The sequence below is a fragment of the Kurthia massiliensis genome (assembly GCF_000285555.1).
In the GTDB taxonomy this organism is placed as follows: domain Bacteria; phylum Bacillota; class Bacilli; order Bacillales_A; family Planococcaceae; genus Kurthia; species Kurthia massiliensis.
Window position 1 is genome coordinate 201,681 of record NZ_HE610999.1, and the last position, 20,660, is coordinate 222,340.

Annotated in this window: 22 protein-coding genes; 11 read left to right on the plus strand and 11 right to left on the minus strand. The window is 36.6% G+C overall.

The window, feature by feature from the left end:
• Nucleotides 1-135 precede the first annotated feature (135 nt).
• The 3 genes from scpC to KMHG_RS10620 all read right to left on the minus strand — a co-directional run bounded on the left by scpC (nucleotide 136) and on the right by KMHG_RS10620 (nucleotide 3,666).
• Nucleotides 136-1,632, minus strand: a complete 1,497-nt coding sequence (gene scpC / locus KMHG_RS10610; protein WP_010289406.1) for a succinyl-CoA:acetate CoA-transferase ScpC — start codon at nucleotides 1,630-1,632, stop codon at nucleotides 136-138.
• A gap of 202 nt (nucleotides 1,633-1,834) precedes the next feature.
• On the minus strand, nucleotides 1,835-2,779 hold the full coding sequence (locus tag KMHG_RS10615) for a LysR family transcriptional regulator (RefSeq protein ID WP_010289407.1): 945 nt from the start codon (nucleotides 2,777-2,779) through the stop codon (nucleotides 1,835-1,837).
• A gap of 17 nt (nucleotides 2,780-2,796) precedes the next feature.
• Entirely contained in the window at nucleotides 2,797-3,666 is an 870-nt protein-coding gene (locus KMHG_RS10620; RefSeq protein ID WP_010289409.1) for a LysR family transcriptional regulator, read from the minus strand.
• Between the two features lie 113 nt (nucleotides 3,667-3,779).
• On the opposite strand from KMHG_RS10620, the gene KMHG_RS10625 reads away from it, so the two are divergent.
• The 3 genes from KMHG_RS10625 to KMHG_RS10635 all read left to right on the plus strand — a co-directional run bounded on the left by KMHG_RS10625 (nucleotide 3,780) and on the right by KMHG_RS10635 (nucleotide 7,830).
• Nucleotides 3,780-4,961: an acetyl-CoA C-acetyltransferase gene (locus tag KMHG_RS10625; protein WP_010289410.1), complete on the plus strand. Its 1,182-nt coding sequence runs from the start codon at nucleotides 3,780-3,782 to the stop codon at nucleotides 4,959-4,961.
• A gap of 133 nt (nucleotides 4,962-5,094) precedes the next feature.
• Nucleotides 5,095-6,885, plus strand: a complete 1,791-nt coding sequence (locus tag KMHG_RS10630; RefSeq protein WP_010289413.1) for a M3 family oligoendopeptidase — start codon at nucleotides 5,095-5,097, stop codon at nucleotides 6,883-6,885.
• 66 nt (nucleotides 6,886-6,951) lie between these two features.
• On the plus strand, nucleotides 6,952-7,830 hold the full coding sequence (locus KMHG_RS10635; protein WP_010289414.1) for a DMT family transporter: 879 nt from the start codon (nucleotides 6,952-6,954) through the stop codon (nucleotides 7,828-7,830).
• A 71-nt stretch (nucleotides 7,831-7,901) separates the two neighbouring features.
• Here KMHG_RS10635 and KMHG_RS10640 read toward each other — a convergent pair whose 3' ends face one another.
• Complete coding sequence (locus KMHG_RS10640; RefSeq protein WP_010289415.1) at nucleotides 7,902-8,261, minus strand: SLAP domain-containing protein; 360 nt, start codon at nucleotides 8,259-8,261, stop codon at nucleotides 7,902-7,904.
• Nucleotides 8,262-8,364: 103 nt separating this feature from the next.
• On the opposite strand from KMHG_RS10640, the gene KMHG_RS18425 reads away from it, so the two are divergent.
• From KMHG_RS18425 to KMHG_RS10660, 4 genes are all read left to right on the plus strand, one after another.
• Nucleotides 8,365-9,165 carry an AraC family transcriptional regulator gene (locus KMHG_RS18425; protein ID WP_084761509.1) on the plus strand — a complete coding sequence of 267 codons (801 nt, stop codon included), beginning with the start codon at nucleotides 8,365-8,367 and terminating at the stop codon, nucleotides 9,163-9,165.
• Between the two features lie 139 nt (nucleotides 9,166-9,304).
• Complete coding sequence (locus KMHG_RS10650) at nucleotides 9,305-9,703, plus strand: HIT family protein (RefSeq protein ID WP_010289417.1); 399 nt, start codon at nucleotides 9,305-9,307, stop codon at nucleotides 9,701-9,703.
• On the plus strand, nucleotides 9,700-10,434 hold the full coding sequence (locus KMHG_RS10655; RefSeq protein ID WP_010289418.1) for an alpha/beta hydrolase: 735 nt from the start codon (nucleotides 9,700-9,702) through the stop codon (nucleotides 10,432-10,434). Before KMHG_RS10650 ends, KMHG_RS10655 begins: the two co-directional genes overlap by 4 nt.
• Before the next feature lie 69 nt (nucleotides 10,435-10,503).
• Nucleotides 10,504-10,707 carry a YwbE family protein gene (locus KMHG_RS10660; RefSeq protein WP_010289420.1) on the plus strand — a complete coding sequence of 68 codons (204 nt, stop codon included), beginning with the start codon at nucleotides 10,504-10,506 and terminating at the stop codon, nucleotides 10,705-10,707.
• A 281-nt stretch (nucleotides 10,708-10,988) separates the two neighbouring features.
• On the opposite strand, the gene KMHG_RS19445 is transcribed toward KMHG_RS10660, so the two are convergent.
• From KMHG_RS19445 to KMHG_RS10680, 3 genes are all read right to left on the minus strand, one after another.
• Nucleotides 10,989-11,135 carry a hypothetical protein gene (locus KMHG_RS19445; RefSeq protein WP_154647371.1) on the minus strand — a complete coding sequence of 49 codons (147 nt, stop codon included), beginning with the start codon at nucleotides 11,133-11,135 and terminating at the stop codon, nucleotides 10,989-10,991.
• A 252-nt stretch (nucleotides 11,136-11,387) separates the two neighbouring features.
• Complete coding sequence (locus tag KMHG_RS10675) at nucleotides 11,388-11,960, minus strand: putative periplasmic lipoprotein (protein WP_010289423.1); 573 nt, start codon at nucleotides 11,958-11,960, stop codon at nucleotides 11,388-11,390.
• A 129-nt stretch (nucleotides 11,961-12,089) separates the two neighbouring features.
• Complete coding sequence (locus KMHG_RS10680) at nucleotides 12,090-12,293, minus strand: hypothetical protein (protein WP_010289425.1); 204 nt, start codon at nucleotides 12,291-12,293, stop codon at nucleotides 12,090-12,092.
• 113 nt (nucleotides 12,294-12,406) lie between these two features.
• Between KMHG_RS10680 and KMHG_RS10685 the strand changes: the two genes are divergently transcribed.
• From KMHG_RS10685 to KMHG_RS10695, 3 genes are all read left to right on the plus strand, one after another.
• Nucleotides 12,407-12,691, plus strand: coding sequence for a hypothetical protein (locus KMHG_RS10685; RefSeq protein WP_010289428.1), 285 nt, complete (start codon nucleotides 12,407-12,409; stop codon nucleotides 12,689-12,691).
• Nucleotides 12,692-12,888: 197 nt separating this feature from the next.
• Nucleotides 12,889-14,091 (plus strand): hypothetical protein, encoded by a 1,203-nt coding sequence (locus KMHG_RS10690; protein ID WP_010289429.1) that lies wholly within the window; start codon nucleotides 12,889-12,891, stop codon nucleotides 14,089-14,091.
• 237 nt (nucleotides 14,092-14,328) lie between these two features.
• Entirely contained in the window at nucleotides 14,329-16,269 is a 1,941-nt protein-coding gene (locus KMHG_RS10695) for a DUF2075 domain-containing protein (protein WP_010289430.1), read from the plus strand.
• Between the two features lie 329 nt (nucleotides 16,270-16,598).
• On the opposite strand, the gene KMHG_RS10705 is transcribed toward KMHG_RS10695, so the two are convergent.
• The 4 genes from KMHG_RS10705 to KMHG_RS10720 all read right to left on the minus strand — a co-directional run bounded on the left by KMHG_RS10705 (nucleotide 16,599) and on the right by KMHG_RS10720 (nucleotide 19,453).
• Nucleotides 16,599-17,636 (minus strand): hypothetical protein, encoded by a 1,038-nt coding sequence (locus tag KMHG_RS10705; protein ID WP_010289431.1) that lies wholly within the window; start codon nucleotides 17,634-17,636, stop codon nucleotides 16,599-16,601.
• Nucleotides 17,637-17,731: 95 nt separating this feature from the next.
• Entirely contained in the window at nucleotides 17,732-18,898 is a 1,167-nt protein-coding gene (locus tag KMHG_RS10710) for a site-specific integrase (protein WP_010289433.1), read from the minus strand.
• Nucleotides 18,899-19,003: 105 nt separating this feature from the next.
• A complete protein-coding gene (locus tag KMHG_RS10715; protein WP_010289434.1) occupies nucleotides 19,004-19,216 on the minus strand; it encodes a helix-turn-helix domain-containing protein in 213 nt (70 codons plus the stop codon).
• Nucleotides 19,217-19,453 carry a hypothetical protein gene (locus KMHG_RS10720; RefSeq protein ID WP_010289435.1) on the minus strand — a complete coding sequence of 79 codons (237 nt, stop codon included), beginning with the start codon at nucleotides 19,451-19,453 and terminating at the stop codon, nucleotides 19,217-19,219.
• A gap of 504 nt (nucleotides 19,454-19,957) precedes the next feature.
• Between KMHG_RS10720 and KMHG_RS10735 the strand changes: the two genes are divergently transcribed.
• Nucleotides 19,958-20,650, plus strand: a complete 693-nt coding sequence (locus KMHG_RS10735) for a hypothetical protein (RefSeq protein WP_010289436.1) — start codon at nucleotides 19,958-19,960, stop codon at nucleotides 20,648-20,650.
• The last annotated feature ends 10 nt before the right edge of the window (nucleotides 20,651-20,660 follow it).

Sequence of the window (20,660 nt, forward strand, 5' to 3'; positions counted from 1 at the left end):
TTTTTAAGTTGATGCATATTTACGAAAATAATTAGAAATCCAACATTAATTTTCGTAAACATTATTTTATGCAGGAGGATAGTTATTATCAAATAAATAAAACACCGAATGACTGCTACCATTCGGTGTTTCTTATTATGATTTCACTGATTTTTTCGTATTGGCATATTCAATATGCCAAGAGAATGCTTCATCTAAAAGATGCGGTGTTTGTGCGTGATTTGTTTCTTCTGCAGCACGGTTGTAGTAATCCCATAATTTTTCTTTGAAGTTTGGATGTGCGCAGTTATCGATGATCGCTTTTACGCGTTCTTTCGGTGCAAGGCCACGTAAGTCTGCAACACCTTGTTCTGTTACAAGTACATCTACATCGTGTTCTGTATGGTCAACGTGTGACACCATTGGCACGATTGATGAAAGTGTACCGTTTTTCGCAGATGATTTTGTGACGAAAATACCGATACGTGCATTACGTGCGTAATCACCTGAACCACCGATACCGTTCATCATTTGTGTACCGAACACGTGCGTCGAGTTGACGTTACCGTAAATGTCAGCTTCGAGTGCTGTATTGATGCATACAAGACCGAGTCGACGAATAACTTCAGGGTGGTTTGAAATTTCTTGTGGACGTAATACGACTTTGTCCGCATAGTTTTCAAAATTGTTATAAACCTTATCTAAATAGCGCTCTGATAATGTAATCGATGTACCAGAAGCGATGTTTACTTTACCTGCATCAATTAAATCAAACACAGCATCTTGTAGCACTTCAGAGTATAATTCAATATTTTCAAAATCAGAAGCAAGGAAGCCATTTAATACAGCATTTGCGACAGAACCAACACCTGATTGAATAACGGGTAGTTCTTCAAGACGGCCTGATGTGATTTCACCTTTTAAGAAATCAAGTAAATGATCAGCTATTACTTGTGTTTCAGCATCTGGCTCAACGATTAATGCCGGCGCATCGCGTAGTTCTGAATGTACGATACCTGCGATTTTATCGATATCGACACGAATACCTTTTTCACCGATACGATCTGCTGTATCAACGATTGGAATCGGTTGACGGCGACCTTTACCAGCTTTTTCAGGAACGTAAATGTCGTGGCAACCTTCTAAGTCAGGTTGTGCCGTATTTAACTCGACTAAAACTTTCTTCGCATATTGTGCGTAAATCGGTGAGTTACCGACAGAGTTCGTTGGAATGATGAGACCGTCCTCTGTAATCGCTGAAGCTTCGATGATCACAAAATCAAATGGTCCAATAACGCCGTTGCGCACTAATTCTGCGTTATGTGATAAGTGCATATCTGAATATAAGACGATGCCACTGTTGACCGCATTACGCATTAATTTTTCTGCTTGGTAAGGGCCACGTTTACGAATAATGCCTGCCTCTACCATGTAGTGATCTACTTCGGGTCCTAATGAAGCGCCAGTATAAACATCTAGTTTAAAAGGTTCTTTTTTCGCACGCTCTACAAGTGCTAACGGAATTTCCTTTGCGTCGCTTGCGCGGCCAAAGCCACTCATACCGACAACCATACCATCTTCGAACCATGATGCTGCTTCTTCTGCTGAAACGATTTTATCTTCAAGAGATTTTAATCTAATACGTTCTTTCATTAAGTGTTGCCTCCTCGATTGTGAATGTGTATTTTTTGTTGCATTCATAACATGATTAGGTAAAACTGTGACAGAAAAAATGACGCAAAGTTGTTAGGGGGCAACTTGCGCCTTTTTTAGCTACAAGATGTTCATCTCTAGTTGTTGGTATAAGTATATAACTTTTAAGGAAAAAATATCCAACTGATAATTTCTATGACTATTATAGCGAGAAACTATCATTACTTAGTAAAAGTAGTGACATACGGTCTTTTGCCTCGATGCCTTTTGTGATTAAAAATCGCTCGAACATCGGTAAATATTCTTTGACGGCATACGGCAGTTTTTCTTTTTTAGGAATAATGAGGACGACTTCTTTGACGGCATCACCATAAATCGGTCTTGCTTCTATGTATGGATTGCGTAATTGTGCATAAAGAGAGCGCAACATAATCGTACTACCGAGACGTTGTTCTAAAAAATGAAGCAACGCATGTGTATTTTCTGTTTCTAAAATGACTTGCAAATCGGGCGTTTTTCCTTTGAATGCTTGCGTTAATAGTTTACGGCTATCATGTGATTCCGGGAAAAGCGCTAGCGGTTCTGTTGCAATGTCTTCCAAACAAAGTGTTTCTCGTTGAAGTAATGGATGACTGCGATGCGTTACGAATAAAAACATTTCATTATATAGTGGAATTTCAACAAATTGCCCATTGATGCGATTGTCTTCATGATAAGAAAAAGCAATATCGACTTCATCATCTTCTAATAATGTCGTCACATGTGAGTGGGCTAACACTTTTGCAGGTGCAGGTTGAAATTGTTCAATATAATGCAAGACGCTCAATGAAATGAGATCGTAAATTGCACCAGGCATTGCACCAATACGTAGTTGTTCGTGATCTTGTTGATCGAGCGCTTGTAATTGGCTTTTCGTTTGTTCAAGCGTTGCGAAAATTTGTTGGCATTGAGCGTATAAAATTTCGCCTGCTTTCGATAATGTAATTTTTTTGCCGAGACGATTGAATAACAACACACCAATCGTTTGCTCAAGTACTTTAATTTGTTGGCTTAATGTCGGTTGTGCAATGTGAAGTCGTTGCGCTGCACGTGTAAAATGAAGCTCTTCACTTAAGACCATGAAGTATTCTAGTTGTCGTAATTCCAATGCTTGAACTCCTTTCTTTAAAACATATTTAAAAAAGCGCGGGTCGCATACGATAAGTAGCGATCTTTTTTTGTGATCATCGCAATTTCCCATAAATACGGTTCTTCTTCATCAATTGACAGCATTTTGACGTGTGGATTGTTATGCTTTTCAAAAATAGATTTTGGCAAAATGGCAATGCCCATATTGAGCGCAATTAATTCGACCATTAAATCCCACTGTGAAGATTCATAAGCGATATGCGGTGAAAAGCCATTTTTTGCGCATAAATTAATGACCGTATCATGTAATGTAAAATCGTTTGTAAATAAAATAAATTTATCTTGTGCTAATTCGGAAACTTTTATTCTATCGCGATTTGCAAGAGGGTGATTTTGTGATAAATAAATCATAAACTCATCGACAAAGTACGGCTTTACGTGAAAATGGTCTTCTGTAAACGGTTTAACCGTAAAGCCAATATCAATTTTTTCATCTTCAGCGAGCGTCAAAATATGTTTGGCGCCTAATTCAACGAGGCGAAGTGTCACATCTGGAAAGACGCGGTGGAATTTTTGGGCCATAGACGGAAAAATGAGCGTGCCGATAACAGGTGGAATACCGAGCATAATTTCACCTTTTCGTAAATCTTGCAATTCATCGAGTAAGTTTGGCATATCTTGGAGTGGCTTGAGCGCTAGGCGTCCTTGCTCAATGACGATTCTACCTGCGTCGGTCAGCTCCAATTTACGTGTCGTACGATTAAATAATGTGACATTTAATTCTTCTTCTAATTGTTTGACGACTTTACTTAAATAAGGCTGCGTGACGAACGTTTTTTCCGCTGCACGTGTAAAACTACCATATTCTGCAACTGCCATAAACAATTCAATCGAGCGTAAATCCAAATTTGACACCTCCATTTATTTATAACTGATAGATATAAAAAATATTCTTTATATGAATTTTACTAATAATTATCCAGAATGTAAAATTTAGACAGTGAGAAAGGGGAGAAAGTATGAAAAATGTTGTGATTGTAGAAGCAGTACGTACAGCAATTGGGAATTTCAACGGTGCATTTGAAGGCACAGCTGCCACAGAACTTGGGGCAGTCGTTGTAAAAGAAGTTTTAAATCGTTCAAATGTAGAAGCAGCACAAGTCGATGAAGTCATTTTGGGGAATGTACTTCAAGCTGGTCTTGGTCAAGGTCCGGCACGTCAAGCAGCTGTTTATGCTGGATTACCTTTCGAAGTACCAGCAACGACGATTAATAAATTATGTGGTTCAGGTTTAAAAACAGTTCATCTCGCAACACAAGCCATTCAGCTTGGGGAGGCTGATATTGTGATTGCGGGTGGTACAGAAAATATGACGCGCGCGCCTTATTTATTAGATAAAGCACGCCAAGGTTACCGTATGGGTGATGGTAAAATTGTCGATAGCATGATTGGGGATGGTTTAACCGATGCATTCGAAGGCTATCACATGGGGATTACAGCTGAAAATTTAGCAGAGAAGTATAGTATTTCACGTGAAGAGCAAGATGCTTTTGCTGCAAAGAGTCAACAAAAAGCAGAAGCAGCACAGCAAGCTGACCGCTTTAAAGATGAAATTGTACCTGTCGAAATTAAAAAGCGTAAAGAAACGGTTGTCATTGATCGTGACGAGTTTCCACGTGCTGGTGTAACCGCTGAAAAATTAGCGGGTATGCGCCCAGCGTTTAAAAAAGATGGGACAGTAACAGCGGCGAACGCTTCAGGCATTAACGATGGTGCAGCCGCATTATTAATTATGTCTGAAGATAAAGCGAACGAGCTAGGGTTAAAGCCACTTGCGCGCATCGTCAGCAATGCGGTAGCTGGTGTCGATCCATCCATTATGGGAATCGGCCCTGTACCCGCAACGAAAAAAGCACTTGAAAAAGCGGGTTTATCATTAGACGACATTGATTTAATCGAAGCGAATGAAGCATTTGCAGCGCAATCATTAGCTGTTGCGAAAGAATTAGCTTTCGATTTAGATAAAGTGAACGTCAATGGTGGCGCGATTGCACTTGGACATCCAATCGGTGCAAGTGGTGCACGTATTTTAGTAACGTTAGTACATGAAATGCAAAAACGAGATGATGTCAAATATGGACTTGCAACATTATGCGTCGGCGGTGGACAAGGCGTATCAACGATTATTGAAAAACTGTAAGTAAATATGGGGACTAGTTCGGAGCACAGCTTGGGAGGCTGTGCTTTTTTTGATTGCTTTTAATATTTCGAACTATGAAATAATTTATAGAAGCGTTAAAATAAAGACAGTTACATAACAAGGGGGCATTTATATGAAGACTTATTCAGACACTTGGGATTTAACGTCTTTTTACGAAGGGGGCACGAGTGATTCACCGGCTTTTCATGCACATATTGCACAAATTCCAACATTGATGGCGCAATTAGAAAAAGCGGTTGAAGCGGTCGAGCAACAAACGAGTGTAGAAACGATTGCGGAAGGATTAGCGGCTATTACAACGTTGATGGTTAACATGCGTAAAATTAGCGTCATGTTATCGTGTTTAACAGCGCAAGATACGACAGATGAGCAAGCTAAAATTATTCACGGTGATATGGCGCCATTATATGCGCAAATGTCACAGTTGACATATCGTTTTGATAAAGTAATTGAAACGCTAGATGACGCGACGTTTAAACAATATATTCAAGCACCTGCCTTATCAGATTTTGCATTCATTTTAAATGAAACGCGTACACAAACGAAATTGCTGTTATCAGCTGAAGAGGAAGGCATTATGTCGAGCTTACGTGCAAGTGGTGACCAAGCGTGGAGCCAAATGTACGATTTACTCATTGCAGATATGACATTTAACGTAACGGTCGATGGTAAAGAGCAGTCACTTTCATTCGGCCAAGCGAGCAATTTACGTAACCACCCCGATGCAGCGGTCCGCGCACAAGTCGATGAGGTCATTGAACAGGCGTTTGCTGAAAAAGAGCAATTTTTTGCGCATACATTAAATCATTTAGCGGGTTTCCGCTTAACGACGTATAAAAAACGTGGTTGGGACGATGTGTTAGCAGAACCGCTTCGCATCAACCGTATGCAACGCGAAACGTTAGATGCAATGTGGGACGCCATTTCAAATACGCGTGCGCCATTCGTCGATTTTTTAAATCGTAAAGCCAAATTACTCGGTAAAGAAAATATGACGTGGGCCGATTTAGAAGCACCGATTGCTGATACGACAGCGCATATTGACTTCCAACAAGGCGCCGATTTTATTTTAGAACATTTCGGCGCATTCGGACCTGAGCTAAAAGGATTTGCGCGTCAAGCATTTGAAAAATCTTGGATTGAAGCTGCAGACCGTCCGAACAAACGACCAGGTGGTTTTTGTACGACATCACCACTCGATCAACAGTCACGTATTTTCATGACGTATGCAGGAACGATGAATAATGTATCGACACTTGCACACGAACTAGGACATGCTTTCCATTCATATGCCCTACGTCCAGTGCACCCGTTAAATGCGAGTTATGCGATGAATGTCGCAGAAACAGCGTCTACGTTTGCTGAAATGATTATTGCCGATGCCGCTGTAGAGGCAGCAGAGGGCGCAGAAAAAATATCATTACTCGAAGATAAAGTACAACGTTCCGTATCATTGTTTATGAATATTCAATCTCGCTTCTTATTTGAAACGCGCTTCTATGAAGAACGTAAAAAAGGTATCGTTTCAGCGAGTCGTTTAAATGAATTAATGAGTGAAGCACAACAAGAAGCGTACGGTGGCGCGCTAGAAACGACACACCCACATTTCTGGGCATCAAAATTACACTTTTATATTACAGGCGTCCCGTTTTATAACTTCCCGTACACGTTCGGTTACTTATTCTCGTTAAGCATTTATGCGAAAGCGAAACAAGTCGGTCCAGCCTTTGAACAACAATATATAGCGTTGTTACGTGATACAGGGAAAATGAACGTTGAAGACCTTGTGATGAAACATTTAGGCGAAGATATTACGAAACAAGACTTCTGGCAAAAAGGCGTCGATTTAGCTGCAAAAGATGCTGTACTATTTTTACAATTAACTGAAGAAAAGATGAAATAATATTCACAAAAGTGAATATCCATAGTATGATGAGTTGAATCATTTTATAAGAGAGAAGGCTTCATATTGGGAAAGTATAAAGGTGAATTGCTCATGACAATTACCGCCCTCATGTGGGGAAGCGGTTTTATCGGCATGGCAGTTGGACTTGAATATTGGACAGTATTTCAGTTAATGGCTTTTCGTTTTACATTAGCGACAGTGTTATTATGCTTGATCTTCCATCAAAAATTAAAACTCATCAATCGAAAAGTACTATGGAAAGGCGCGATTCTCGGAACGATTTTATTTACCGCATTCGCCGTTCAAACGTATGGCTTAGCGTATACGACCGTTTCGAAAAATGCCTTTTTAACGGCGATTAACGTCTTAATCGTGCCGGTCATTGCATTTGTTATTTATAAACGAAAATTTGACCGCTACGAAGTGACTGCTGCGCTAATGGCAGTTGTCGGCATCGGTTTTTTATCATTAACGAATGATTTTACGATTAATATTGGTGACTGGTTATCGATTTTATGTGCGGTGTTATTCGCATTTGATATTTTTTATACGAATGTATTCGTAAAAGACGAAGATCCACTCGCCATTACAATTGTGCAATTTATGACCGCATCTGTACTTGGCTTAGTTGCCGTCATTGTACTTGGAGAAGTGCCTACACATATTGAAGCACAAGGCGTTTACATCATTATTTATTTAGCAGTCTTTTGTACGTGCGTAGCATATGTATGTCAAAATGTCGGCATGCAATATGCGAATCCGACAAAGTCAGCTATTATTTTATCAATGGAATCGTTATTTGGTACGTTATTCTCTGTGTGGATTTTGCACGAGTTCTTAACGGGGCGCATGATTTTCGGTTGCTTATTGATTTTAGTGGCGGTTATTATCGCAGAAATTAAGCCAAATTTAAAATTTGTAATGACAAAACAAAAGGTATAACGAAAAAGCGTAGTCTATGAGCGGCTACGCTTTTTTCATTATATATACTGATCATTATAAAAAAATTAATATTACGCATTTATCCATTGTAATTGGCCAAGTTGTGCTGATAGTGACATGTGCATTTCAGGGAAAATAAACGTCCATGGCATCGCGCTATGTGGGGGAACGACGAGTGCAGGTATCGTAAATGTGTGCGTAGCGACAAGGTTATCATGCTGTATGTATGCAAGTTTTGACTCGCAAAATGACATTTTTTCATCGCTCGTGTTGCGAATTAATACAGTAACGAGTAAATGGCCACGATGATTGACCGCATGTCGAATCGTTGAAAAAATATTTGTAGATGTATGTGCATAGACTTGTTCAATAATTTGACGGTCTTTTGTACTTAGCGCTTTTGCCCACGATTTTTCGTAGCATAATTGCATATTCATCACCTCTGCTCAATAGTTTAGCATAATCGCCGCTTTACAAATGGCATTTTTATTTGTAAAATTCAATTGATAATGATTATCAGTTGAGAAAGAAGTGATGACAATGAAAACGGAAGAAGTAATGTCTTATTACGCAGAAAACACTGTACAATTTTTTGATATGTTTACGCACAACGTAACAGTTGAAGCAAAGAGCCTCGTTCATCACAATGCACTAGGCAAATGTAGCTTCGTATTCCCGCTGTCAGGGCAGGGCTATTTTATTTTTGATAATGTACGCTACAAACTGGCACCAGGCACGGTATTACACGTCGACGGTTCAGCGCCGATTGAAATGAAGCCACTCGGAAGCGAACCATGTCATTATGCGGTGATTTATTATGAAACAGAGGGCACTTGTATTAGTCATGATCCATTCGCCATTGCGATTGATGATTATGATAAATGCCAAAAAATCGTTCGTAAAATGGCGCATACATACGCAACACCAGGGAACATTTCTCGTGTACAAACGAAAGCACATTTTATGCAATTTATTAGTGAGCTTCTTGTCGCGCATCAACGTAGTAAAAAAATCGATCGTGAAGACAAAATGAGTGAAGCCCTCGCATTTATGCGTGAGTATTATCATTCAGGATTAACGGTGACGGAAGTGGCCGAACGTTTCAATATTGAGCGCCGTCGTTTCGCGCATTTATTTGAACGCTATACAGGCATTAATCCAAGTAATTATTTAATCGAACTACGCATTCAACATGCAAAAGAATTAATGCGTGCAACGGACGATACGATTGCGAAAATTGCGGAAAAAGTCGGTTATGACGATCCATTTTATTTCAGCCGTATTTTTAAAAAGTATACAGGGAAAGCCCCAACTGTTTATCGTCAATGTTTGTAACAAAAATTTTTTACACTGTATTGAGAATGATTTTCAATTTAAAGGGAGTGCATCTTAACGAAACGAGATGCACTCCCTTTTTTCAGAATGTTCACGCGAATGTGATATGATGAATAAAGATTGAAAAAGGGGGGATTGGATGGATTGTCCGTTTTGTCAATTAGACGACACCCAGACGATCGTTTTAAGCAATGAGTTATGCATGTTTTTACAACAGCCACTCGCAAGACAAAAAGGGGTACCATTAGAAGGTGCGGGAATTATCGTACCAAAAGCGCATCGAGAAACGGCGTTTGAGTTAACACCTGAAGAGTGGCAAGCGACGTATGCTTTATTGCATGAAGTGAAACAATACATAGATATCCATTATGCAACTGTTGGCTATAATCTAGGGTGGAATTGTGGACCAGCAGCAGGTCAGCATTTTCCGCATGCACATTTTCATGTGTTACCGCGTTATGCAGATGAGCCGATGATTGGTAAAGGGATTCGTTATTTATTTAAGGGTGAATTAAATCAAAGGAGTCAAAAACGATGAATTACGCGATGTATGGAGATAAGCAGGCACAAGAAGTAATTGTCGCTATTCCTGCACTAGGGGAGCGAAAAGAAATGTTTTTACCACTCGTAGCACAATTACCAACATATCGATGGCTCGTTTTTGATTTACCCGGGAGTCATTTGAAGAAAGAAGCAGCATCAGTAGATCATTTTTGTAAGTGGATACAGCATGTATTGATGAAAGAACAGGTGACCGTAGCGCATTTCATCGGCAGTTCAATTGGTGCGTGGATCATTCAAGCATTTACTGCACGATATCCAGCGCTCGTTCAATCACTCGTATTATTAGATGGGGGGCATTATTTCCAAGAAGGCGCTTATGAAGAAGTGTCACTAGCAACAGGTACAGCACAAGTGGAAAAGATTGAAGCAGCGATTCATGAATTAACGTATGCGATGCCTCATTTGACTAAGGAAGCGTATGTGCAGTTTTACGATTATTTTTTACAAAACTATGTACTATATGAAGGGGAATATGTGCATCATTGTGATGAAGCGGCATATCATCAACTTTCGAAAGATGTCACAGTGTATAACTACTGTTTACCGACATTTGACGTTCCAACATTACTCATGATCGCTGCAAGTTCTGCTGACGAGGAGTCTATCAATCATGCTAGGCGACTCGCGGCAAAGTGTGAGCAAGTGAAGTTGCAAGGGAGACCGAAAAAGATTTACACGATTCATTTTGAAGCGAAGCGTTCGTAAACATGTGATACACTAGATAAATAAGCGGAAGAATAATAGTTAAGAAGAAGTATTGCTAGGAGAATGAATATGAACGGTAAAAATCGTAAAGACGTATATCCCGGATTAAAAGTGGATATCGTATTGAAACAAGATCAACGCACAGGAAAAACGACAGCAGGCATCGTGAAAGACTTACTGACGAACAGTAGCTCGCATCCACATGGAATTAAAGTTCGTTTAACAGACGGTCAAATCGGACGCGTTTGTCAAACGTATCCAGTGGAAAATTAGGCGGTATTTTATACAAATAGGTGACCGATAATTATTACGTACAAGTGAAAGATACGTGGAGTGTGCATTGTCCGACGTGTGGTTGTGCAGCGGATTGCACGAAGCACTTTATATGTATAGATAATGTGCTCACTGAACGGTACGTTGTCCAATCTGAAACGTTTACCCAGCAGAAAATCACGTGTAAAAATTGTCTTGGTACAGGTTATTTTAAAAAATGGACGTTTCATCACACGTATCAAAAACCATAAAAAGGAGCTGCATTGTCGCAACTCCTTTTTTTAGTTATCTGCTACAAAGTCTTTCGGATAGTTCCATATATCTTCTTCACCAGTTTTTTCGTCGATAATATGAAAGTCTAAATTGACATCGTCTTCATGGACACCGTTGATTACATTATAGTATACGGTCATCGTACTTAGCGCCATTAAGCCGAAACCGTCTATATTTTCCTCGAGTTTTTGTCGACGCTCATTTCATCTTTAGTTCTCTGTTGCGGCGTATCATTTCCACAGGCAGCTAACATCAACACGATAACACTCATCATTAAATGTTTTTTCACGGGTTGCCGCTCCTTTCTGCGAATGGAGTGTTATATCAATACCCAGCTTAAGTGTGGCATAATACCGCTTCCTAAAACAAAAACGTACTTCTCTAAATGCTAGAAGTACGTTGAATAATTATTGGTCTTCTTCTAAATAATCCGGGAAAATAACCGTTTGTGTTTCATCTGTCGCATCATCAATGATATTGAATGTAATATGTAAATTCTCGCCATCGACACCATTGAATACGTTGTAATAACCTGCTGTTGCACCAAGTCCCATAAGGCCAAGTCCATCGAAACTATTTTCATATGCTTGTTGATCAACGCGAATATCAAATTCAGTGAAATCTTTATTTGCCGTTATTTTCTTATACGCAGAAAAATTTTCATCATGAACGAGGTCATCCATCGTTTCGTTCACGGTTTTCTCTAATTCTTCTAACATTTCATGATGTTTCGCTTTACTCATTTTGTAGTATACCGAACCATCATCATTTACCGTTACTTCTTTAATACCTTGTTTTTTTGCTGCCTCTTCAATTTGTTCCGGCGTTTGTCCTTCAAACAATTCTGCTGGTAATGTCACTTCTACGCTCAATAAGTTTTTGTCCACAGATACTTGATCGCCACTCGACTTTGTTGCTTCCTTATCGCCACAGCCCACTAATGCACATACAGCCATCGCTGCAATGAATAATTTTTTCATATCATACTCCTTTAATTTGTCCGTCTACCTATACAATTATAACCTTTTTTCTTGATATGTTAATATTTGGTTTTGTGAATATCAAAAAAACGCTCGACATGTTGCACGTCGAACGCTTTTCATTACTTCTTATAATTGAATATTGAATGACTTCAACCAGGAATCTACAATTTCTGCACTACCGTCTTGAAACATAAATAGTGAAAGAGCAACCATACATATACCACTCATCGCCATTATCCATTTCGAAAGTTTTGTTTTTGTACGTTTCGTGACGACAAACATGATGAGCGCAATACCGAGAAATAACATGAGAAAATACCAAAATCCCATAATGCGACCTCCTTTTGATCGTTTCATAGTAGAACGCCATAGCGCAAGGAATAGTTTCTTAAATATTTTAAAAATGTTATAATATGGATTATTTAAAGCGAGGGGATAGTTGAATGGAGTTTATTTGGATTGCCATTGGATTAGCATTACTTGGCTATTTCATAGGCGACGGTTTAAAAAATTTCGGTCACCCGAATAAAGAGGACAGTTTCCCATACTTTGTGAAAGAAAATGAATTACATTACTATATTCAATTAAGCGAAGCAGAAACAAAAGCGTTACTACAAAAATATCCGCAAGCCCCTAAGATGGAGCTAAACGGCCAGACGCTTTATCCATTGAGACAATTTCAGAAATGGTTGCATGAGTTGGAGTTGGTGGAGAAGGATGAAAAGTGAACGTATCTAGTTAAGATATCAAGAAAATTTGCCTTTTAACTTAAAGAGATACTAGAAGCTTTAAAATGTATTAGTTTCAATATGTATAAATAATATCAGCAAAAGGAGTAATCAAAATAAATCATTTAAATATTTTTAATGCATATAAAAATAAGCAAAACCACCATGAAGATGAGTTAACAAGAATATTTTTGACATTGGTAAAAAATATTCCTGCAGTGCAAAATCTTTTTTTCGAACTAGTTCGTAAACAGTTATCGGATATCGAAATTGAAGAGCAAATGCCTTCTATTTCATTAGGTGAATTAGTCGTGCAGTCTGTACATACTCAAATAGGTAATACAAATGCAATGTTTTCACAATTAGAAGACTATAAAGTCGTATCTGTGATTATTTCTGATGATCGATTAGATGAACATAATCCTATTAATAATTCTGAACGCAATGCAAGATATGATGGTGTGATTTTTGCCGATCCAGGATGGTTAATTATTATTGAGAATAAGCCACTGCGTCATCATATTTGGTTAGATCAATTAAATCCTTCTTTAAATGAAGAGGCACATATTATTCATAAGCCATGTGCGCTTTCGTGGCGCGATTTAATTGAAAGATTAAATATGCTTGTCATAAACGGAATATTGAAAGGTTTAGAGCTTCAGTTAGTTGAAGATTTTTTAGAATTTGTCGATCAGGAATTTTCATATATTAACCCGTATACGCAATTTGGTGTATGTAAGGGAAATAGCTATTTATTAGATAAGCGTTGTGTCGATTTGTTAAATCAACTAATAATTGATGGCGAAAAAGCCGAAGTAAATTACCATCGTGGTTGGACGCATTACGCCAATAGCAATCGTAAATCGGTGAAACAAATTGCCTTAGATGCACAAGTGGATGGCGACGATTGGAAAATTACACTTTACCTTTATGCAGCTGATACGATGTCTTCAGCTAAATATACGTATAGCCAATTACAACAAGAAGCATTTATGAAACTAAAAGAGCAAGGGTTTTCATTATGGTCTAATTTCCATATTTCATTCCGTTCAAGCAATTTATTTTGGTCAGATGGACAGATGACGTTGGAATCGTATATAGATTATTGGTTGAAAAATGCTGCGTCACTTAAGCAAATAAAGCGAGAGCAGTTTGAAGAGGAATTTTTAGCTTTTGAAGAAGCGGGGTTAACGACCGTAGAAGACCGCGATTCTATAAAAGAGAAGTTATTAGACAAAAGTTATCAAACGTTAAATATTTGTCCAGGGATAGGGATTGCATATACTTGGTCAAGTAAGGATGCGATTGAATTGGATAAGCATCAACAATTTTTACCTGATTTAAAACAAAAAATTAGATTAGCATTTGCGGCCTTAGGTGATGATATAAATGTAATTTAAGATTGCGATAACAATCATTTATTTACGTGAAAGTTTAAAATACGCCAAGTCTTAATGGGACATCTTAAAATTCCAACGTAATTATAAGAAATAAAAAATAATAAAAGTGCTAAATCTATTTATTTACATTTAGCGCTTTTTATATTTGATGAAATAGTGAGAAGCTAGTATTTGAAACAAATGTACGAAAGGGATTTTGATGATATAATTTACCTATAAAATAAGGGGTGAAGTGGAATGATCATATACGAAGCGGATGTATCAGATTTTTTAAGCGATGTGGAAAATGAAGTGATCGTTGACCGTTTATACAGCGTGTATCAAGAGAAAATCGGTCGGACATCTAAAGCAGAAATTCGTTCTTGGGACAATTCACTGCAGCGCATGTCAAATGTGTTACGTGATCGTGATATTCCGAGAGATGCGAAAACGGCCATTGAATTTAAAATTCCGAATACGGGAAAACGTGTAGATTTTATCGTCGCTGGTAATGACGGAGTGGAAGATCACGCGGTCATTATTGAGTTGAAACAATGGGAGAAGGTAGAGAAAATCGAGCGACTAGACGCCGTCGTTGTAGAAACATATGTCGGTGGGGCTACACGCGCTGTTACGCACCCTTCCTATCAAGCTTGGAGCTATGCAGCATTGATTGAAGATTTTAATGAAACTGTACGTGAGCAGCCAATTCATTTAAACCCATGTGCATACTTACATAATTATTTCATCGAAGATCCAGATCCGTTAACGGATATACATTATGCAGAACATATTGAAAAAGCACCCGTCTTCCGTAAAGGAGAGATGGAAAAACTTCGACAGTTCATAAAGAAACATATTAAATACGGCGACAAAAATGATATTATCGCGAAAATTGAAAACGGACGTATTAAACCATCAAAGTCACTACAAGATAGTATTAAATCTATGTTAGAAGGTAATCCTGAGTTTGTGATGATTGACGATCAAAAAGTGATGTATGAAGAAATTTTACATGCTGCAAAAACGTGTATCACAAACGATGAAAAAGGTGTATTCATTGTGAAGGGTGGACCAGGGACAGGGAAGTCTGTGCTGGCTATTAATCTACTCGTCCAATTGTTACAAGACGATTATTTTGCGATGTATGTGACGAAAAATAGTGCACCGCGTTCGGTCTATTCAACGAAGCTAAAAGGAACGATGACGAAGAAAAGTATTGATAACTTATTTAAAGGTTCTGGAAGCTTCTACGCCGCAGATCGTAATGAATTTGATGTCGTCGTTGTCGACGAGGCACATCGCCTTAATGAAAAATCAGGATTGTTTAGTAATCTAGGAGAAAACCAAGTGAAAGAGTTAATGAATAGCGCAAAATTTAGTGTGTTTTTCATTGATGAAGCGCAGCGTGTTACGCTTAAAGATATTGGAAGTGTCGATTTAATCAAACGCTTTGCCAAACAGCTTGATGTACAAGTGTATGAAGGATTTTTATCGTCACAATTTAGATGCGATGGTTCAGACGGTTATATGGCATGGTTGGATGATGTACTCGGTATACGCGAAACAGCAAATCAACACGACTTAGGAATGGACTATGATATTCAAGTTGTAGATTCTCCAAATGTATTACGTAAAATGATTGAAGAAAAAAATAAGGTAAATAATAAAGCGCGATTGCTTGCGGGATATTGTTGGGAATGGATGAAGGATGGCAAAAATGATCGTTCTGTACATGACATTGTTATCGAAGAACATGATTTTTCAATTAGCTGGAACTTAGGTAATCATATTTGGGCAATCGATGAAAATTCTGTAGAAGAAGCGGGTTGTATTCATACGTGCCAAGGATTAGAGTTTGATTATGTTGGTGTCATTATCGGGGATGATTTGCGCTATGAAGATGGTAAGTTGATAACCGATTATACGAAACGCGCAAAAACAGATCAGTCGATTAAAGGCGTGAAAAAATGGATGAAAGAAGATCCAGAAGCTGCCACAAAAGCAGTCGACACCATTATTCGAAACACATATCGAACACTCATGACGCGCGGACAAAAAGGGTGCTACATTTATTGCACAGATCAAGCGCTTGCAGATTATTTCAAAGCACGCCTTACAAAAATGTATAAGCTACAAGCAGAAACAGAACAGTTTTTAGTAGCGGAAAGTAAAACGCCTTATGGCAAAGATGTTTAACTGAAGACAAATGAAATAAAGGTGGATGAAGCATATGGATGTATTAACATGGAAGGAGCAAATTTTATTTATTATTATGTTAGACACTGCTTTCTTCGTTGCAAGTTGTATATGACATATGGGGAAACTATATTAAAAAGCCCAGCAATCTTAGCCAAAGGTTGCTGGGCTTTGTTATGGGGATGCTATAAGGTTCGACTCCCGCCGTCTCCATAGAGTGAAATCATACGGTTTCAATGAGTGTCAAAATCCTTGATATAAAAGGGTTTTGGCACTTTTTTTATTTCATGGAGTTTCAATGAGTGTTAATGAAACGTAGATGCTACGAGTTATTTTTTATATTCTAATTGAATGCTTAATCCAAAAACTCCTTTATAATTTCCATCTTTAATTATCTTACTATTATCTTTGAATTGTAGAATAAATTCTTTAAGTGAGTTCGCATTAAGTAATTTCTTGTTTAATAATGAAGTATCAAATTCTTTTTTTATATCAAATTCTTCAAAATAATTATCTCTGTCTATTTTATCTGGAATTTCTTTTAAATTTTGCTTTAAAAATTCAAATAGGTTTTCTTCATAATTTTTTGAAGATACATTCTTTTTTAACCAATTAGGAGGTAAGTAGAGCTTTAATTCTTTAAGGAACTGGGATAATAAAGAGTAGTAGATTATCGAATCTTTTATATCTTTTTCGCTAAAGTCTAAATCAAAGTCTGGATCAACTATTTTTATTCTTGAACTTTCTTTTGAATTATATCTAGCAAGAAAAGTACCAATTGCTAATTTTTGATTAATAATATGATATGGATCATTCAAATTATTTTTCTGCGTTATACCTTTTTCTAATTGAGTATTACTTTGGGATAATGAAGTTTGAGTTCCTTTACATTCAACTATATGTAAATCCAGACTGTTATCTAAAGCTATAAAGTCAGGAGTTTTATTTGGCCCATGTTTAGAAGTCCTGTTACTTGATAATGATCCTAAATATTTAATGAAATAACTAGTATCAGTTAGTGTTTTAAGACCAAAAGCTCTATCCAAGATTAACGAAGTAAATCCCATACCCATGTCATCACTTAATATAGTTTTTTGATGAGAATCAACATCTTCAAATAATTCGTTTAAAACTATATCTCCTGGAGCTTTAAAACAATTCTGATACCTTAAAAAAGCCCAGTAATCATTAATTTGAAAGTTAATGAAATTAGGGTTTTTTGTTGCGTCTGCTACATGTAAAAGTAATTCTAAGAGGTTAAAACTTAATGAGTTAGAAAGACTAGAAAGTTCAATTGGAACAGTGCCGCTTATCCAAGTAGTGCTATCTAACTCAACTTCAATAGAATAATTAGTTATGATAAACAATCCCTTTCTGAAAATAATATTTATTATAAAACAAATTATTAGCTTATTTTATAAATAAATGTAATATAAGAATATTTTGTTAAAATATGCATTAATCAGATACTTATATAAGCCTCAAACTTCTGAATCGCACTTTCTTTCGCTTTAGCAGAAACGTGAGCATAGATGTTCATTGTCGTTTGAATATCGCTATGTCCTAAACGATCTTGTACTTCTTTAATTTTCGCTCCAGCTACAAATAGTAGTGAACAATGTGTATGACGTAATCCATGTGTTGTAATTGGTTTGAGATTGTATTTCTTTTGAACTTGTACAATCCATTTACGTGTTTTTGTTGGTTGTAAAAATTCATTATGTTTATTACTGAAGACTAATTGGTTAGGTGATTTTGTATTAAATCCTAATTTAAAATAGTCTTCTTTTTGTTGTTTACGCCATTGTTTCAAGATTTCCATAGTACGTGAATCCATTGTAATCGTACGTGCAAATCCTGTTTTTGTAGATTTTACATATAGTTGATTATCTTTGCCACGTGAGATAGCTTTACTAATAACGATTTTGTTATGTGTGAAGTCTAAGTCTTTCCATGTAAGTGCTAACGCTTCACCTTTACGCATACCACTATAAGCTAGAAGACGGAACAGTGTATAGGCTTTTACATTTTTCTCTTTTTCAAAACAACATAAAAACTTGATTAACTCTTCACGTGTATAAAAATTTTCTTCCTCTTCTTCCATACTTGCTCGTTTCTTCTTTAAAGCGACAGGCATATCTACATAATCAAATGGATTTGATTGAATATAACCACGCTTAACTGCAAAATTCATTACTTTCGCAGCGTATGATTTCACTTTTTGGAAGTGTTTCAGTTTATCTGCCCATTCATCTACGTGCTTTTGGCAAACATCAATCGTAATTTTTTCAATTTTATAGTCGCTCATAGACGGTAAAATATGATTTCTAAAAATACCTGTTGTCTTTACAAAAGTACTTTCTTCTACTGTTTTTTCATATTGTTTTACCCAAAGGTTATAAACGTCTAAATATGTCTCCGCTACTTGTTTAAAAAATGTACCTTTTTCAGTTTGTAGTTTGATATGAGCTAATTCTAGTTTTGCTTCTTTTTGGGTTTTGAAGTTTGAACGTCTCGTGCGTTTTTCTTTTCCTGTAAGTGGATCAATACCTACATAAATTTGGAAGCGGTAACGTTTTTCACCGCTCTTTAATTCATATTTTTCAATTGGTGTTGTATTTTTTGACATGATAATTCTCCTTCTAATTTGCGTTGTAAGAGCAATAAAAAGAAGAGAAATCACCTTCAATATCCACTATAACCCAGTAGATACTAAAGACAATTCCTGTTTTATTTAATAGCTATGATTTTCAAAAAAGGTATCAATTTCTTTTCGAGATACTCGCTTCACGCCTTCTACTTCTGCTACACGTAATACCATTTCACGAAATTTAATAAAGGTGTTATATGATACGCCGGCGTATTTTGCTCCTTCTTTTAGAGATAGCCATTTTTTTGGAATACTGATTAAGTTCTTAATCTGCGTTAGTAATTCTTGCGTATCCATTTATTTTGTTTCCTTTCCATTTATTTTTTTCATGTATGCTTGCTCGTACTGAATCATATATTCTTGCAGCATTGTAAAACGGAAAGTAAGGTCTTTTTTAAATGCGAAATTAAAATCTAAAAAAGTTAGAGAGCGTATAGATAAGTAATAAGATGGTTGTTCTGTTTGTTCTTCTTCCATAAATAATGAAAGTAATAGTGCATTACCTTCAAGTAACTGATTAATTTGAGTTGCCAAATGTAGTGAAATCCATAGATAAAAATTCGGCTAAATGAATAGAATTAATAACCGCATTTCCATTTTGAATTTTGATTCTTGATTTGATTTCGCCTTCCATTTGAATAAGTAAATTGGAGTTGTTCATAGTATTTTTACTTCCTTTCGATATTGTCACAGAAGTTATATAGATAAATTTGCTAGTGACAACCAAAAAAACAAAATTTTTTTAAAAAATTCCTTTGTCATCTTTCTTGAAAGTGTATATAACATCTTCGTGTGTAACATATTTCGGGTGCTTTCTTATAGAAATATGCACGAGATTTGTCACAATAAAAGGAGGATAAAAATAGTGAGTAAAAATATCACAATTATAAAGTGGCAACATTACTATCAATTTCTAATAAGCATAAAGAAGTCTATATGCCAAAAGGTAGTTATGATGAAGAAGTGTTAGGTTGGATAGAAGATGAAGAACAATTACTATGCTAATTACTTTTCACTACAAAGTTTCTGGATGTCGGTGTGAATATACAAGCTCATAATCATTTTATAGTTGCTTTTAATTGTGTCGAAATGACAAATACGATTGAACAATTCAGAAGTAGAGTTCGTGTGAAAGGCGAAGAACAATATCATGTGGATTTAATCTTTTATCTTCAAAGACCACAGAAATGGCAATTAGATAACCTACAAAAGAAAATCGATTATATAAATGCATTGTACAAGGAATTTGGAAGTTACGAAGGTGTAATTATGGAGCATAATCAGGCTCTAGGTAAACGATTTAGAAGTGATGGCATTATTTCTGAAAAAGAATTTAATCCGATTACAAAAGCATTATTAGAAGATAAATTAGAATTTTTAAGTAAGATGTATTACGCCAAAGATTTAAGTGCCTTTTATAAGGAGTTTCTTTTAAAAATGTATCCAATAAAAGATGTGATCAATTATAAAGCAGTCAGTATTGAAAAATATTTGACAGATTTATTATGTGGAAAAGAAACGTTAGATTTATCGGATCAACAACAGTCAGAATTACGAAATCTGATGAAAGAATACAGAATTGATCCCAGACATTCTAATGAATTACCTCATATAAAACGAATTAATGCTTTTTTAGAAGCTGAAAAAGTACCATATATAATTACTAATCCTAGAATAAGACAAGAAGGGCAGCAAAAAAGAATTTGGAGATTAATGAAGTGCGTTGTATAACGTGCTTTTT

Excerpts from the sequence above, each read along its gene's own strand:
- KMHG_RS10675 (WP_010289423.1), bottom strand. The coding sequence starts at position 11,960 with ATGAAAAAATTATTCATTGCAGCGATGGCTGTATGTGCATTAGTGGGC.
- KMHG_RS10660 (WP_010289420.1), top strand. The coding sequence starts at position 10,504 with ATGAACGGTAAAAATCGTAAAGACGTATATCCCGGATTAAAAGTGGAT.
- KMHG_RS19445 (WP_154647371.1), bottom strand. The coding sequence starts at position 11,135 with ATGGCGCTAAGTACGATGACCGTATACTATAATGTAATCAACGGTGTC.
- KMHG_RS10630 (WP_010289413.1), top strand. The coding sequence starts at position 5,095 with ATGAAGACTTATTCAGACACTTGGGATTTAACGTCTTTTTACGAAGGG.
- KMHG_RS10715 (WP_010289434.1), bottom strand. The coding sequence starts at position 19,216 with ATGGATACGCAAGAATTACTAACGCAGATTAAGAACTTAATCAGTATT.
- KMHG_RS10695 (WP_010289430.1), top strand. The coding sequence starts at position 14,329 with ATGATCATATACGAAGCGGATGTATCAGATTTTTTAAGCGATGTGGAA.
- KMHG_RS10640 (WP_010289415.1), bottom strand. The coding sequence starts at position 8,261 with ATGCAATTATGCTACGAAAAATCGTGGGCAAAAGCGCTAAGTACAAAA.
- KMHG_RS18425 (WP_084761509.1), top strand. The coding sequence starts at position 8,365 with ATGACAATGAAAACGGAAGAAGTAATGTCTTATTACGCAGAAAACACT.
- scpC (WP_010289406.1), bottom strand. The coding sequence starts at position 1,632 with ATGAAAGAACGTATTAGATTAAAATCTCTTGAAGATAAAATCGTTTCA.
- KMHG_RS10650 (WP_010289417.1), top strand. The coding sequence starts at position 9,305 with ATGGATTGTCCGTTTTGTCAATTAGACGACACCCAGACGATCGTTTTA.
- KMHG_RS10685 (WP_010289428.1), top strand. The coding sequence starts at position 12,407 with ATGGAGTTTATTTGGATTGCCATTGGATTAGCATTACTTGGCTATTTC.
- KMHG_RS10655 (WP_010289418.1), top strand. The coding sequence starts at position 9,700 with ATGAATTACGCGATGTATGGAGATAAGCAGGCACAAGAAGTAATTGTC.
- KMHG_RS10680 (WP_010289425.1), bottom strand. The coding sequence starts at position 12,293 with ATGGGATTTTGGTATTTTCTCATGTTATTTCTCGGTATTGCGCTCATC.
- KMHG_RS10710 (WP_010289433.1), bottom strand. The coding sequence starts at position 18,898 with ATGTCAAAAAATACAACACCAATTGAAAAATATGAATTAAAGAGCGGT.
- KMHG_RS10625 (WP_010289410.1), top strand. The coding sequence starts at position 3,780 with ATGAAAAATGTTGTGATTGTAGAAGCAGTACGTACAGCAATTGGGAAT.